The following is a 15,783-nucleotide window of genomic DNA, read 5'->3' as shown; positions in this document are numbered from 1 at the left end:
AGGAAAAATATGTTGAAGAATATCTAAGATCAGCTTAGAAATATTTTTTTAAAAATAAATTTGGATGTATCATAAACCTAGAATACGAGCGGAGTGCAACGCAGTCGAGAAATCTGTTGTATGTGTTGTCGGATGTTTCCATCTGACATTAAAATATTTAAAGCACAGGTCAAGCCCAGTGCCCAAAGCGCTAAGACTTGCGCTGGAAGAGAGGTTCATTGGTTTTCTGCTTAGTTGTTAAGTCCAAATTGTCAACTGAAAACTGATCACATCTGTGGTGTCGGATGTTTCCATCTGACACGAAGATATTTTTAAAGCACAAGCCAACCCAAAGTGCCCAAAGCGCTAAGACTTTGGCTAGAAAAGATTTCCATCTGACACTTCGGTATTTTAAAGCACAAGTCAAGCCAACTTACAGTACCCGAGTACCAAGACTTGCGCTAAAAGAGGGACTCAAGACTATAGAATCGATGCTCATGACTAAAAAAAAGTAACCAATATCATTTTTTTCTCTAAGCATTCTCACCTGTCGCCTTAAGCTTCCTTTATAGTTTTGTATATATAATTATCATATATGAAAGCTATAGCTTATAACATTAAGCCCGATGAAAAGGAATGGTTGGTACTGGCCAATTACAAAAAACACGATATTACTATAATTGCCAATAGCTTAACAGCTGATACGCTTTCATTTGCAACTGGTAAAGAAGCGCTTTTGGTTTTTAACAACGATGAATTAAGTAGTGATATGATATTGGGCCTTAGATCGTTGGGTATCAAATATATTGCGACATCATCTTCACAAACAGATCATCTTGATCTGAATGCCGCTGGGCTTGCAGGCATGAAGGTTGCCAATGTTCCGCTGGAGGCTGATCAGGCCGACACCAAAGCGAGGATGGAACAGGTAATCAAAAACCTCGATCAGTGGGCAGCTGGTAAATGCGTAGGTAAAGCCTGCTGCTGCCAGAGTGAATGCGCAACCACTAAAAAACTGTAAAATGGAAGATGCAGAATTGCTTAAAAAATATAACGTTGCTGCTCCACGCTATACCAGTTATCCAACTGTGCCATACTGGGATATTGAAAGCTTTAATACTCAGGAATGGCTAAACAGGGTATCCAAAACCTATGCAAGCCACAAAGATGAAGGAATCAGCTTATATATCCACCTCCCGTTCTGCGAAAGCCTGTGTACCTATTGCGGCTGCAATACCCGTATTACCAAAAATCATTCGGTAGAGGTTCCTTATATTTTAGCTGTACTTGCTGAATGGCGCATGTATGTAGATGCCTTGCGGGAGAAACCGAAACTAAAAGAGTTACACCTTGGTGGTGGAACGCCTACTTTCTTTAGTGCAGAAAATCTCGGGCTGCTGATTAATGGCATTATGCAAGATGCAAGTCTGGCTCCTGATGCTGAACTTTCTTTCGAGGCTCATCCAGCCAATACCACCAAAGCACATTTATCAGCACTTCACCAGCTTGGTTTTAGAAGATTAAGTTTGGGCATTCAGGACTTCGATCCTAAAGTGCAGTTTTTGATCAACCGCTTTCAAACACCTGCACAGGTTGCTCAGGTAACCAGCGAGGCGAGGGAAATTGGTTACACTTCCATCAACTTCGATCTGATTTATGGACTTCCTGGGCAGTGTATTGACGGACTGGAGCGTACCGTAAATGATGTGATTGGTATGCACCCGGATCGCATTGCCTTTTACAGTTATGCACACGTGCCATGGTTAAAGCCCGGGCAAAGGCATTATACCGAAAAGGATATTCCCATGGGCGATGAAAAATTTGCACTTTACCAATTTGGCAGAAAGTTACTTATTGATGCTGGTTATGAAGATGTAGGCATGGACCATTTTGCCCTGAAAAGCGATCTTTTGTTTCAGTCAATGGCAACGGATAAACTCCATCGTAATTTCATGGGCTATACCAGTCAGCATACCCATTTACTCATCGGCCTTGGGGTTTCATCGATCAGCGATAGCTGGACCGCTTTTGCACAGAACCCCAAAACAGTAGAAGCTTATCTTGATAAAATTGCGCAGCAGTCACTACCTGTAGAAAAAGGGCATTTTCTGACTGATGAGGACCTCGATATAAGAAAGCATATCCTAAATATCATGTGTAAGAACAATACTGCATACCGCGACACAATCCCTGAAAGGGTACAGGAACGGCTTTTGCCTTTATTGCATGATCAGCTGATATCGGTAACGGAAAAAGAAATCAGCATCACCAACAAGGGAAAATCCTTCCTCAGAAACGTCTGTATGGCATTCGACGAGAAATTATGGCTTAAGCAGCCTAAAACACAACTTTTCAGTTCATCAATATAAAAAACGATTACAATGGAAGATCAACATAAAACAGCAACTAAAGCCATTTGCTACCACTGTGGAGAAGATCTGCCCAAGGTAAAATATCAAACAGACGATAAAGATTTTTGCTGTGCGGGCTGTATGGCTGTTTTCAAGATTCTTTCAGAAAATAACCTTTGTAATTATTATTTATATAACAATAATCCAGGCAGGCAGTTAAAAAATGAAAGTCATTTAGAATACCTCGAAGATCCTAAAATCATTGATCAATTAATTGATTATAAACATGGAAATTCGAGTATCATCACGTTTTACATCCCCGCAATTCATTGTAGCTCATGCATTTGGCTATTGGAACACCTCTATAAAATTAACGCAGCTATTTTCAGCTCACGGATCGATTTTCTTAAAAAGCAGGTCACTATTCAATTTAACCATGAAGAGATTTCACTAAAACATTTGGTTGAAACCTTAAACCAGATTGGTTACGAACCCTTAATCAGTCTTCAGGATGTGGTTAAAGCCCATAGCAGTTCGGTAGATAAAGCTTTAGTGCTGAAAATTGCTGTCGCCGGGTTTTTAATGGGGAATGTGATGCTTTTCAGCTTTCCAGAATACTTTGGTTTATCGGGTTTTGAAAAACAGTTTCAATACTTATTCGGCTGGTTAAATCTGGCATTTTCTATTCCTGCTGCTTTCTACTGTGGACGCGATTATTTTACCTCGGCCATTACCAGCATCAAACACAAACATATCAATTTAGATACGCCATTAGCACTAATTATTGCGGTATTGTTTTTACGTACCGCATTTGAAGTCATTTTTGCCACCGGACCTGGTTTTGCGGATACTTTAACAGGTCTTGTATTCTTGCTTTTAATGGGTAAGTGGCTTAAACAGCGTACTTACCACCATATTTCTTTCGATCGTGACTATCGGTCTTATTTTCCCATTGCCGTTACTACCATCCAGAATGGTAAAGAAAAGCCTGTAGCCATTAACGATATTAAAATAGGTGACAGGTTGTGGATCAGAAACGGAGAACTGGTACCTGCAGATGCCATTTTAATGAAAGGTGATGCCTGGGTAGATATGAGCTTTGTTACCGGTGAATCGGAACCGATACATAAAGTACTGGGTGAAATCATTTATGCGGGAGGACGGCAAACTACCGGGGCGATAGAGCTCGAAGTGATTAAACCGGTTTCGCAGAGTTACCTCACGGGGCTCTGGAACAATGAAAATTATAAAAGCAATGTCGAAAAGCAAAATTTTAACGATTCTGTTGCGAAATACTTCAGCATTGGCGTTTTTCTGATTGCATTTGCAGCAACAGGTTACTGGTTGTTTCATCACGATAGCCATAAAGCCTGGTCGGCATTTACCGCGGTCATTATTGTAGCTTGCCCGTGCGTACTGGCTTTAAGTACGCCTTTCACCTTATCGGCCATTTTATCTGTTTTTGATAAAAAAGGATTTTATGTTAAAAATACTGATGCGGTTGAAGAACTGGCCAAATGCGATACGCTGATTTTTGATAAAACAGGTACCCTGACCAGTAATGAAAATGCCGAAATTTCTTTTAGTGGATCTCTAACACACGAAGAGAAACTAATTGTGGCTTCACTGTTGCGCAATTCTGCCCACCCCTTAAGCCGGCATATCTTAAAAGCCTTAAACGTTGAAAGATTTTATTCACTTCAGGATTATAAGGAGGTGGTAGGGAAAGGTTTATCAGCGAAGATCAACGATCATGTTATTTATGCAGGACATTTATCTATGCTTCCTATAACCATAAAATCGGTTAGTGAAACCGGCGTACATATTTTGATTGACCATGTTTACAAGGGATGTTTTGATATTAAACAACAATGGCGGCCCGGATTGGGACAGTTGGTTTCGAAACTTTCTAACTTTAAACTGCAGGTTTTATCAGGCGATACAGATAAGGACCATTCCATGCTGAAGACTATTTTTCCAGAAAACACGTCCATCAGGTTTCATCAGCGTCCGCACCAGAAATTGGCTGCTGTTTTAAGTCTTCAGGAAAATGGGAATAACGTAATGATGCTGGGTGATGGGCTAAATGATGCCGGCGCTTTGAAGCAGAGTAATTTTGGAATAGCCTTAACCGATAACATCAATAATTTTACACCAGGCTGCGATGCTATTTTACAGGGAAGTGCATTGAACTTTCTACCAAACTTTATTCAGCTCAGTAAAGATGGGCTTAAAGTTATTAAAATTAGTTTTGCTATTGCTACAGCCTATAATTGCATCGGTATTTATTATGCCGTACAGGGAACGCTATATCCACTGGTTGCAGCGGTGCTGATGCCGGTCAGTACGGTCACCATTATTTTATTTACTACCCTGGCTACCCGCTGGTTTGCCCGTAAAAACAAATTGATATGAATATCCTTTACTTCCTAGTTGGCTGCAGCGTTTTAATGGCACTCATTTTTTTGGGTGCTTTCTTTTGGGCTTACAAAACCGGTCAGAACGATGATGTGCACACTCCTGGCATGCGCATCTTGTTTGACGATGAAGTCACCGGTGAAAAAAGTGAAGAAGATCACTTTTCCAGCTAACACACGTCATGCTTTATCTCTCCGCTGCAGGATACCTTTGGTGTACAAAACATACAAAATTCCGCTTCTATTATGCAGCTAGAAAAATTTACTTACGATAACAGGATTGTCAGAAACTTTGGCATTGCCACCCTTGTTTGGGGAATTATAGGAATGACTGTTGGGCTGCTTGTGGCCATACAGCTCTTTAAGCCGGCCATGAACATGGGTAGCCAGTATACCACATTTGGCAGGATCAGGCCATTGCATACCAATGCTGTAATTTTTGCCTTTGTCGGCAATGCCATTTTTATGGGCGTTTATTATTCCCTTCAGCGTTTACTTAAAGCCAGAATGTTTAGCGATACGCTCAGCAAAATCCATTTCTGGGGCTGGCAGCTCATTATCTTATCGGCCGTAATTACCCTTCCACTGGGTTTTACCACCTCACACGAATATGCCGAACTCGAATGGCCAATTGATATTGCCATTACCCTCATCTGGGTGATTTTTGGTATCAACATGTTCGGTACTATTATTAAAAGGCGGGAGCGCCATCTCTACGTGGCCATCTGGTTTTACATTGCCACTTTTGTAACCATTGCAGTATTACACATCGTAAACTCTTTTGAATTGCCTGTTTCTTTTATGAAAAGTTACTATCTGTATGCGGGCGTTCAGGATGCATTGGTACAGTGGTGGTACGGGCACAATGCCGTTGCATTTTTCCTGACTACCCCGTACCTGGGGATGATGTATTATTTCCTGCCAAAAATGGCAGGCCGGCCTGTTTACTCTTATAAACTAAGTATTCTCCACTTCTGGTCGCTTATTTTCATCTATATCTGGGCAGGACCGCATCACCTGTTGTACACTTCATTACCGGGTTGGGCTCAATCGTTAGGTGTTGCTTTTTCCATTATGCTGATTGCACCAAGCTGGGGCGGTATGATAAATGGTTTATTGACCCTGCGTGGTGCCTGGGATAAAGTAAGGGAAGATGTTACCCTTAAATTTATGGTGGTTGCCCTTACTGCCTATGGTATGGCTACTTTCGAAGGCCCAATGTTATCGTTAAAACAGATAAACGGGGTAGCGCATTTTACCGATTGGATTGTTGCCCACGTTCATGTTGGCGCTTTAGGATGGAATGGCTTTTTAACATTTGGTATTTTATACTGGTTAATCCCGCGCATTTATAAAACCGAACTTTACTCTAAAAAACTAGCAGGTTTCCACTTTTGGATCGGTACTTTGGGAATACTCTTTTATGCCATCCCGATGTATTGGGCGGGTTTTACGCAAGGATTGATGTGGAAAGAGTTCACTGCTGAAGGTTTGTTGAAATACCCGAATTTTCTTGCCACAACCTTACAGATTATCCCGATGCACGTTTTGCGTTCGATTGGCGGTACACTCTATTTAGCAGGCGTAATTGTGATGACCTATAATCTGGCCAAAACCATGCTGGGTGCTAAACTGGTTGCCAACGAAGCTGCAGAAGCCATGCCATTACCAAAAATAGTGGTAGATAGCAGTCCGGCAGATAAAGCATGGCACCGGGTGCTTGAGCGTAAGCCGATGAAATTCATGGTGTTGTCATTGATCATTATCCTGATCGGGGGAATGGTAGAGATGATGCCAACCTTCACCATCCAGTCTAATGTACCTACCATCGCAAGCGTTAAACCTTATACCGCATTGGAACTGCAGGGTAGGGATCTTTATATCAGAGAAGGTTGTGTGAACTGCCATTCGCAAACGGTACGGCCTTTCCGTTCAGAAACCGAACGTTATGGCGAATACAGCAAGGCAGGGGAATTTGTTTATGATCACCCGTTTTTATGGGGCAGTAAACGTACCGGACCTGATCTTCATCGCGTAGGTGGAAAATATTCCGATGCCTGGCACTACAATCACCTGGTTGATCCTACCTCCATGTCGCCTGGAAGCATTATGCCACCATATCCCTGGCTAATTGAGCAGAAACTGGATATCAATACCACTGCAAGTAAAATCAGGGCCATGCAAACACTGGGCGTTCCTTATCCTGAAGGATATGATAAACAGGCCAATGAAGATTTAAAAATACAGGCAGAAAAAATTGCCGCAGACCTAAAGCAGAATAATATCAAAGTTAAAAGTGACCGTGAAATTGTAGCCATTATCGCTTACCTGCAAAGATTAGGTACCGACATTAAAGCCAATAAAGAAACCATTCCATCAAACCAATAAAAAGATGTTCAATCAGATAAAAGATTTAGCTGGCGGCGAAATATACCTCGTTACCTCTCTGCTCATGTTCATGTTGTTTTTTGTAATTGTTGGGGTTTACCTCTTCAAATTAAGCAAGAATCATATTAAAACCATGAGCGAAATCCCTTTTCAAGACCACAAAACCAAATTATATGAAGAAGATTAAACTATTATTATTTTCACTGTTTTTATCGGCGGCCACTTACGCGGCAGATCAAAAAACAGCAGAAGCAATAGCACCTTCTCAGCCAGGATTAGGACTTAATCAATCAGAGTTACTCATTGTATTGCTATTGGTATTCGCACTTGTGCTGCTTTTTGTTTCGATAACGCTGCTTAATGCGTTTAAAGTAATGTACCAGGAGCAGTTAAATCCAACCAAATACACAGGAACCGCAAAAGAACCGCCACTTGATTATGACAGCTGGCTGAAACAGAAAACGGTAAAGCCATCCATTTGGGCAAAATTGTTAGGTTTAAAGCCTATTGAAGAAGAAAAGAACCTGGTTATTGATCATGCTTACGATGGTATTAAAGAGTTAAATAACCCGGTACCGGCATGGTTTAACTTCCTGTTTTATGGCACCATGATTTTTGCTGCATGTTATCTCTTTTATTACCACATCGGTGGGTATGGCGAATTGCAGGATAAGGAATATGAAAATGAAATGGCTAAGGCTAAGGTAGAAAAGGCAGCTTACCTGGAAAAATCAGCCAATACCATTGACGAAAATTCGGTAAAGGCCGATAATACGCCTACAGTACTGGAAGAAGGAAAAACCATCTTTAATGCCAACTGTGTAGTTTGCCATGGCGATAAGGGACAGGGCGTGATCGGTCCTAATTTAACGGACGATTACTGGTTGCATGGCGGCGGAATCAATAACGTATTTAAGACGATCAAATATGGTGTTCCTGAGAAAGGAATGATCAGCTGGGAGAAAAACCTTAACCCTAAACAGATCAGTGCAGTTGCCAATTTTATCCTTTCTTTACACGGAAGTAATCCTGCCGGTGCGAAAGCCCCGCAAGGCGAAAAGTATGAAGCGAAAGATGTGAAAGACAATGAGATGAAGGCCGCAAAAGACAGTGTAAATCAAGCCAATGTTACCAAAAAATAAACCTGGAAATAAAAGCAGGGACAAAAGACCAATTTACCCTAAAAAACCGTCGGGTAAACTATATACTTACCGCAAATGGGTAAGTTATATACTATTGCTGTTCCTGTTTTCCTGCCCTTTTTTAAAGCTCAATGGCGAGCAATTGGTACTGTTAAATTTTATCGAAAGGAAATTTGTTTTCTTTGGCTTAATTTTTACTCCACAGGACTTTTACCTGTTTGCACTAGCCATGCTCATCTTTATTATCTTCATTGTCTGTTTTACGGTAGTGTTGGGCAGGCTATGGTGTGGATGGGCCTGTCCGCAGACTATTTTCATGGAAATGGTATTCCGCAGGATAGAATACTGGATAGAAGGTGATGCAAACAGGCAAAAGAAACTGGATGAAGGTCCCTGGACCGCAGAAAAGGTGTGGAAAAAAGGAAGCAAACATTTCATTTTCCTGATCATTTCTTTTGCCATTGCCAATACTTTTCTGGCTTATATGATTGGCTCTGATGTACTGATTAAAATCATTACAGAACCGATCGCCAAACATGTTTCAGGTTTTATATCCATCTGGCTGTTTACCTTCATTTTCTATGGCGTATTTGCTTATGTGCGTGAGGTGGTGTGTACGGTAATCTGTCCTTATGGTAGGCTTCAGGGTGTTTTGCTTGACAACCAAAGCCTGGTGGTAGCTTATGATTTTACCAGGGGGGAGCCCCGCGGACATATGCAGCGAAATGTACCTGAAAACAAACAGGGTGATTGTATTGATTGTGGGCTATGTGTGCAGGTTTGTCCAACCGGGATTGATATCCGCAAGGGCACCCAGCTCGAATGTGTGAATTGCACGGCCTGTATCGATTCATGCAATGAGGTGATGCTAAAAGTAGGCAAGCCTAAAAGCCTGATCGGTTTCTTTAACCAGGATTTTATTGCAGAACGGAAACCTTATAAAGTTGCGTTAAAATCTTATGGTTATGCTGCTGTTTTATTGGTGGTATTAATGGTTTTCTCTTCACTCATTTATAAAAGGGAAAATATTCAGACTACCGTTTTAAGAGCTAGTGGTACTTTATATCAAAACAGGGGAACAGATAAAACCAGCAACCTTTACAATGCAGAACTGGTAAACAAAACCAATAAGGAGGTTAAATTTACTTTCAGGCCGCAGGATAGCAATGATGAGATCGACTTTATCCAAAAGGCAACAGTATTACAAAAAGAGGGTACTGCACACCTGACCTTCTTTCTGATCAGAAAAAATAATTCGGTTAAAAAATATAAAACTGATGCAGTTTTCGAAGTGATTGCCAATGGCGAGGTGGTGAGTACCGCAACAACGAGTTTTTTCGCGCAGCCGGAAGGGAATGATTGAGGGGGAAATGATAGAGGGGTAAAATTAGAGAATGATTGAATTATAAAATGATTGAATATTGAATTTTGCGATTTGCCTTTAAACATTCTCTCATTGGAAATTCATTCATTCAAACGTTAAAAATTCACTCATTCAAACGTAAAATAAAGAATATGAACTGGGGAACGAAAATAGTAATGGGGATGTTTGCATTTATGATCTTTATTGTGGCAATGGTCATTTATATGTTCCATATGCACGGTAAAGACGCCCTGATTGAAGAGAATTATTATGAAAAAGGAATCAATTACAATGCAGAATTCGATGCCAAACAAAATGTGTTGCAAGATGATGCTAAACCTAAAATTACCATCACCAGTACTCAGATAGTTATACAGTTAAAAGATGGCGCACAATATGACCTGATACTCATGCGTCCAGCCGACAGTAATGACGATATTAAACTAAAAGGAAATACAACCGGAACATCAAATCTTATCCTGGTAGATCGGGCCAAAATGACCAAGGGGATGTGGTTCCTTAACCTTTCCTGGCGTAACAACGCAGGAAAAAAATATATGTTTAAAAATAACATTACCCTATGACAGGCAATTTGCCATTGGCATTTTTGATGGGACTATTTGGAAGCCTGCATTGCGCGGTAATGTGTGGTCCCATTATGCTGGGCATGCCTTTCAGAAAACAGGATTTTTTTTATAGTGCATTTCAACTGCTCTTATATCAGTTAGGTAGGGTTACGGTTTATACCATTTTAGGTTTGCTGGTTGGTCTGGTAGGGAGCAGTATAAACCTGTTCAGCGATCAAAAAACCTTGAGTATTTTTATAGGCTTGATATTGATTCTATTCACAGCTTTGCAATTTAATAAACGTTATAGAAACCGGTTCTCTGCCCTCCAGTCAAAGGCGATGGGGCCACTCAGTAAACTAATGGGCAAGGTTCTTAATTTAAAATTATGGGCATTATTTGCAGGTATGCTTAATGGCATTATTCCCTGCGGCATGGTTTACCTGGCCCTGGCAACGGCCTTAAATACAGGGAATGTTCAATCGGGGGCTACATTCATGTTTCTTTTCGGCCTTGGGACTACGCCACTCATGTTGATGATCTCGCTTGGGGGATTTTTTTTGAAAAAGTACATCCGTTTTAATACCAACAGGTTGATTCCCTGGTTTATGCTTTTTATGGGCGCTTTACTTATCTTACGCTCCACTGATTTGGGCATTCCATTTCTTTCACCAAAAAATACAGGTGGTTACGGTCATTCGATAGAGTGTAGGTGAATAAGTTTAGAGTTGGGCGTTTACAGTTTGGAGTAGATTAACCGATGCTAGCGCAAATATTATTACCGTGATAACGGGCAAGGCTCACTTGCGCTTTTGAGTATCTATTAGACATGAGTCAAACTATTACTTAAGCCCTACCAAGAATAAAATTTTGTTAAGAATTATATATTAATTAAGGATCTGGTGGAAATAGGTCAACCAGATTGCTTCATCAAGTTAATCGTCCGAATATTGATAATCCATTTCTTGGCCTCACTTTCTTTAATTTTCTTTTAGCTCTGTTTTTTTTCTCTTGAACGATTTTTTTGGAATTGAAGCTTCTCCTTCTTTTCCTACTTTTATCAATCTAAAATTTTCATCAAATTAGCGACAAATCTTTTGATAATCCGAACGACTGCCAACTATCTTAAGAAAAGTGCCGTTGGAATCTTTGGTACTTTATTCTTTTTAAAGAAATTATATTTTTATGCTAATCCGCTCTCGAGCCTTGGCTTAAAGCATATTCTGTGGTCGATTTATCATTTGGGATTTGATTCTTCTGGATTAAAATTGTTTTAAATATCGAATATTTAAATATTTATGTTTTTGTGAAAGCTTGACAGTTGTTTTGATATTGATTAGTATATTCTTAAAAGAACTTTTTTGAAAAAGCTTAAGATTCATTTTTGATTAGACTACTTGGGTCCGTAGCAGCTCCATAAATCATTCAATCATTAACAGTTGAATTGTTTGGTGAATTTGTTAGAAGGATAAACTTTAAGATTGAAACTCACTTAATTAAAATAACAGTTATTCAACAGGAATTGAAGATCGATTCTAAAGTGCCCTTTCGTTCAATACCTTCTGCTTTTTTTTAGCTAGAACTTCTGGGGCGCAACTTGAGATAAGTTAGAGAGGGCAAATTTATTGGAATAATCAATAATGCCCCAAACAGTTTAACTTCTGGGGCATTATAATTTAAAGTGTTAAGATTTATTTTTGAATTTTAAATAATCTAAGCAAAACTTGAATATAAGAATAATTGAAATAGGTAAGAATTAGAAACATTTACTCCGCTAAATGTGTAAGTATTGCTATTGTTGTTATCAACAATACTTTGTGCCTGTTGGGTTGTTGGGCCATCCAAAGCTCTATATTCCAATGATTTCCAAGTATCCGTGTTTCCCGATGTAGTCAAGACAAAAGTGTAAGCAGAACTTCGAGGTATTTCTTGCCCTGCAATTAGCTGTGCTTCATTAAAGTCATAAAGCAATGTTCCGTTATTATCGAAAACTCGAAAACGCGTAATACTTGCACCGCTATATCCTTGATTGGTGTAAGTTATCGTCATTGTAGTCTTATTTATGCAGGTTCCATTTGCGTTTGCGTTAGCTTGCCCGTTTGCATTTATCTCGGCTTGTGCTTTTGCGTCAGCATCCTCTTGAGAAATAGTAGAACTATATTTACTTCCTGGGACCGTATATGGTACGGAAGGACCTGAATTAGCGTATACAGGACAATCGTTTTTGCTAAAATTAGAAGTTATTGCTGTATTGTAATAGGTTTGATTACAAACACCATTTGCATTAGCGTAAGCCTGTCCATTAGCATTTAATAGATTCTGAGCTTTGGTATCTGCATCAGCTTGGGAAATATTTGAATTACAACTTGGAGTATTTGCCGGCACAGTATAGGTAACGGTTGATCCTGTCAGACCAGCTCCGCAATTATTTCTTGTAAAAGACCCAGATTTTGCTGTATTATAATATGTTGTCACTGAAGGATTAACTGTGACTGTCAGCAATTTGTCCACTGTTGGAAATACACCTCCAGAATTATTACCAATCTGGAACCTAACATTGAAGGTGACTGTAACAGCGCTGGATGAAGTAGTATTGATGGACATCGAAAATTTGCTGGGCTGACCACTAGTGCTATAAGGATATCCAGCTTGCTGAATTGTCGAGAATGATACTGATTGGTTAGCTGGGGTTGTAGTATACGTCGGCGAGTGATATACATATGGGGTACCAAATATATAACTTCCAGAATTTTCTCCACTAGCCGTTAAATTAAATGTATTGCCAGATGTAATGCTTGAAGGTGCATTAATTGTTGCTTGAGTGAAACCTGCAAAGGCGTAAAATAAGATCAAGATCGTTAATAAGATTTTTTTCATCGTAAAAATAATTTAGTAGTTTAAGATTTGAACTTAAATATATTAGTTATTAAATTAGTTGAATGTAAATAAAATGTTACATTTATTGTTTTTTATTACTGCATTTTTATTCGTTAAAACTTATTGAATTTCATCGTAGCCCCTAACAAAAAATATCTCTTAACATTTTTATACCTTATATCCTGTACAAAAGTTGCTGTGTTAAAATTTGCCATGTAATTGAACGAATTAAAGATATCATAGCCCTTGAACCATATTTGGAGTTTTTTTTTAAAGAAATTGGCTCTTAATTCCGCGTTTGCAGCAAAGGAGAAGCTATCTGACAAGCTCCTATTATAGTTTAAGAATGGATAGATGGTTAGTTGAAAATTGTTTAGCCTAAAGGACCATGTATCCATATAACTAAAATTCAATTGTCCACCAGAGCTGCTTGAATAATGATAGCGGTTGAAAGCAATTGATATTGAGGGTAATACGGAGATTGCATCTCTTAGCAAAGTTTTGTTAAACGAAAACGTTTGTCTAACACCCATATTTTTACTCATTTGCCTTTCTGCATTGATAATATTTGGTAATTCCTGATAATAAATACCTAATCTAGCTGTTAGATTTTGGTTAGTGGAAAGGACGCTAGTTAAATCAAAATCATTTGAGCTACCAATATTGTCGATAAAAAAATGTTGAGACTTGCCAGGAACAGCAGTTAAGTTTAATCCGAACCTAAACTGAGAAAGCTGCGCATTCAAAATGAGTGATACTGTTCTTTTACTTGTCTTGAAAATGTCCCAAGAAATATTAAGTTTGTTTTTTATCTCGGGTTTAAGATCAGGATTTGAGCGTGATTGGCTAATAGCATCAAATGAGTTATTAATAGTAGTAAGTTGATTTTCATCAGCAAAATTTGCTTCTCTAGCAATAGAAAGAAATAGTTTTCTATCCGCATCCAGTTTATGATTTGCTGTAAATCTCCCCACAAAATTATATATAGCATTTCTCTGCTCAGATAAAATTTTTCTTAAATAAACCAATGCAGACATATCGAAATCAAAAGTAGTCTGCCCCATTAGGCTGTAGACACTAAGTTTTTGTTCAATGTAATTGAATTTCAGATTGTTATTTGAGCAAAGATTTTCAACCGAGTTACTATTTAAGTTGGTCGAGTGGTCATATTTTTGAGATTGATATAAAGTTGTAACTCTAAAATATGAGTCTTCATTTAAAGGTTCCAAAACATTAATTTGCAGACTATAATTTTTATTTTTCAAATCTTGCGTGCTGATAACTGAATTCAGTAAGCGACTATTGAGCTTGATATCAGTGATCAGATTATCCTCGTCAGTATTGAATTGTTTATTGAGCCAGTTAATACTTATGTCGAATGATCTTCCTTTACGTTCATGAGATAGCCTTTGATAATTTAGCGTGTTTTTCCAATTTTTCGTGAGAGTTGATCTTGTTCTCTTTAAGTTGGAATAGGATGCATTTCCATCAAAATTTATTAAATATGCACTCGTATCGGCTTGTTGTTTATTTTCATATTCTAAAGTACTATTTACACGAATGGAATTCAGTGAATCAATTCTCAACACCAGGTCGACAGCAAGCGCCTCTAGCATGCTACTTTTTACTTTTGAAGAATTAAAAACCTTTGAATATTGTTTGATAATTTCATCATTACGTTCAGAATTAAATTCAGTCAGGAAAGTGGATAGCTTACCTTTAAGCAGCGCGTTAATCTCGATTTTTTCCTTAAAAAAGATATTCCTATAATTTAAGCCTACAGTCTTGGTTTTGTTATTATTTCCCAAAGTTGAGAAATTCAAAATTGGCTCGCCGGTGCCTGAACTATTTAGATTGTTTTGATTGAAATTTAGAGAAAGCTGTTGTTTTTTTTTGATAGAATAGATTTCTGTCGCGATGATTCCTCTGTTTGCGCTTCCGAGGCCAACAGTATTATTTCCAAATACTCCTTTTGAGTGCTTATCTTTTAATATCAAATTAACCTTTATAACTGGCTCTCCCATAGTTGTATTCGTCAAGCTATCAATGTCTGTAGATGTAACTTCAATGTCACTAAGTATATAAGCTGGCACGTTATCAAATATGCTTTGATTGTTTTTTCCAAAGAAATTCTGGCCATTAACTACTAAATCTGAAACTTTCTTGCCTTTAAAATAAATTTGTCCATTAGAGTCTTTAGAAAATCCTAACTCACCCGAGAAAATAGTATTTATCATCTTATCCTTTTCGAAAGTTCTGGTATTAAGGTCTATTTTAACAGTATCTCTATATCGTCGCTTCCTGATTTGAACCTCACGCAAATCTATTGAAACGGGATTTAGCTTTATCAGAAGTGAGTTAACTTTAGGATTGAAAATGGTACTGTCTAGATTAATGGTAGCCTTTTTGTAGAATTCTGCAACTGCTTCAATCTTAAATGCGCCACTGAATTGTGAACGATCAATTTTGTATATGCTATCACCTTGTAATGTTAATTTGTTGACATTCTTGTTATTGTGGATGAATATTTGTGTTGAAGTTATGTTGCGGTGCGAATCACTATCAATCACTCTAATCAAAACAAACGGTTGTTGAGAATAGGATACGCTGTTAGTTATTAATGATAGTAAGACGAATATAAGCGTTCGCATTTAGAGTTTATGGTTACAAACAAATATAACAGATAATTACTGTTTTAAT

The 15,783-nt window shown here is 38.5% G+C and carries 12 protein-coding genes; 10 read left to right on the top strand and 2 right to left on the bottom strand.

What is annotated here, in order from left to right:
• Positions 1 to 574 precede the first annotated feature (574 nt).
• The 10 genes from ACIQXP_RS23645 to ACIQXP_RS23600 all read left to right on the top strand — a co-directional run bounded on the left by ACIQXP_RS23645 (position 575) and on the right by ACIQXP_RS23600 (position 10,922).
• A complete protein-coding gene (locus ACIQXP_RS23645) occupies positions 575 to 1,000 on the top strand; it encodes a Rossmann-fold NAD(P)-binding domain-containing protein (protein ID WP_090979501.1) in 426 nt (141 codons plus the stop codon).
• A 1-nt stretch (position 1,001) separates the two neighbouring features.
• Entirely contained in the window at positions 1,002 to 2,348 is a 1,347-nt protein-coding gene (gene hemN / locus ACIQXP_RS23640; RefSeq protein WP_387508178.1) for an oxygen-independent coproporphyrinogen III oxidase, read from the top strand.
• A 12-nt stretch (positions 2,349 to 2,360) separates the two neighbouring features.
• Complete coding sequence (locus ACIQXP_RS23635; protein WP_387508180.1) at positions 2,361 to 4,745, top strand: heavy metal translocating P-type ATPase; 2,385 nt, start codon at positions 2,361 to 2,363, stop codon at positions 4,743 to 4,745.
• Entirely contained in the window at positions 4,742 to 4,921 is a 180-nt protein-coding gene (gene ccoS / locus ACIQXP_RS23630) for a cbb3-type cytochrome oxidase assembly protein CcoS (RefSeq protein WP_090979494.1), read from the top strand. The genes ACIQXP_RS23635 and ccoS overlap by 4 nt, the downstream gene beginning before the upstream one ends.
• 72 nt (positions 4,922 to 4,993) lie before the next feature.
• Positions 4,994 to 7,135 carry a cytochrome-c oxidase, cbb3-type subunit I gene (ccoN, locus tag ACIQXP_RS23625; RefSeq protein ID WP_387508182.1) on the top strand — a complete coding sequence of 714 codons (2,142 nt, stop codon included), beginning with the start codon at positions 4,994 to 4,996 and terminating at the stop codon, positions 7,133 to 7,135.
• 4 nt (positions 7,136 to 7,139) lie between these two features.
• On the top strand, positions 7,140 to 7,322 hold the full coding sequence (locus tag ACIQXP_RS23620) for a hypothetical protein (RefSeq protein WP_293788124.1): 183 nt from the start codon (positions 7,140 to 7,142) through the stop codon (positions 7,320 to 7,322).
• Positions 7,309 to 8,277, top strand: a complete 969-nt coding sequence (locus ACIQXP_RS23615; protein ID WP_387508184.1) for a cbb3-type cytochrome c oxidase N-terminal domain-containing protein — start codon at positions 7,309 to 7,311, stop codon at positions 8,275 to 8,277. The genes ACIQXP_RS23620 and ACIQXP_RS23615 overlap by 14 nt, the downstream gene beginning before the upstream one ends.
• Positions 8,261 to 9,640: a cytochrome c oxidase accessory protein CcoG gene (gene ccoG, locus ACIQXP_RS23610; RefSeq protein WP_387508186.1), complete on the top strand. Its 1,380-nt coding sequence runs from the start codon at positions 8,261 to 8,263 to the stop codon at positions 9,638 to 9,640. The genes ACIQXP_RS23615 and ccoG overlap by 17 nt, the downstream gene beginning before the upstream one ends.
• 152 nt (positions 9,641 to 9,792) lie before the next feature.
• Entirely contained in the window at positions 9,793 to 10,224 is a 432-nt protein-coding gene (locus ACIQXP_RS23605; RefSeq protein ID WP_387508188.1) for a FixH family protein, read from the top strand.
• The gene (locus tag ACIQXP_RS23600) at positions 10,221 to 10,922 is read left to right on the top strand and encodes a sulfite exporter TauE/SafE family protein (protein ID WP_293741985.1); all 702 of its coding nucleotides are present in this window, start codon (positions 10,221 to 10,223) and stop codon (positions 10,920 to 10,922) included. The genes ACIQXP_RS23605 and ACIQXP_RS23600 overlap by 4 nt, the downstream gene beginning before the upstream one ends.
• A 997-nt stretch (positions 10,923 to 11,919) precedes the next feature.
• On the opposite strand, the gene ACIQXP_RS23595 is transcribed toward ACIQXP_RS23600, so the two are convergent.
• Positions 11,920 to 13,083 (bottom strand): DUF5977 domain-containing protein, encoded by a 1,164-nt coding sequence (locus ACIQXP_RS23595; RefSeq protein ID WP_387508190.1) that lies wholly within the window; start codon positions 13,081 to 13,083, stop codon positions 11,920 to 11,922.
• A 113-nt stretch (positions 13,084 to 13,196) separates the two neighbouring features.
• Positions 13,197 to 15,653: an outer membrane beta-barrel protein gene (locus ACIQXP_RS23590; RefSeq protein WP_391527808.1), complete on the bottom strand. Its 2,457-nt coding sequence runs from the start codon at positions 15,651 to 15,653 to the stop codon at positions 13,197 to 13,199.
• Between the last annotated feature and the right edge of the window lie 130 nt (positions 15,654 to 15,783).

It is taken from the genome of Pedobacter suwonensis (assembly GCF_044762335.1).
Lineage (GTDB): Bacteria > Bacteroidota > Bacteroidia > Sphingobacteriales > Sphingobacteriaceae > Pedobacter.
This window is presented reverse-complemented; position numbering and strand designations above follow the sequence as displayed.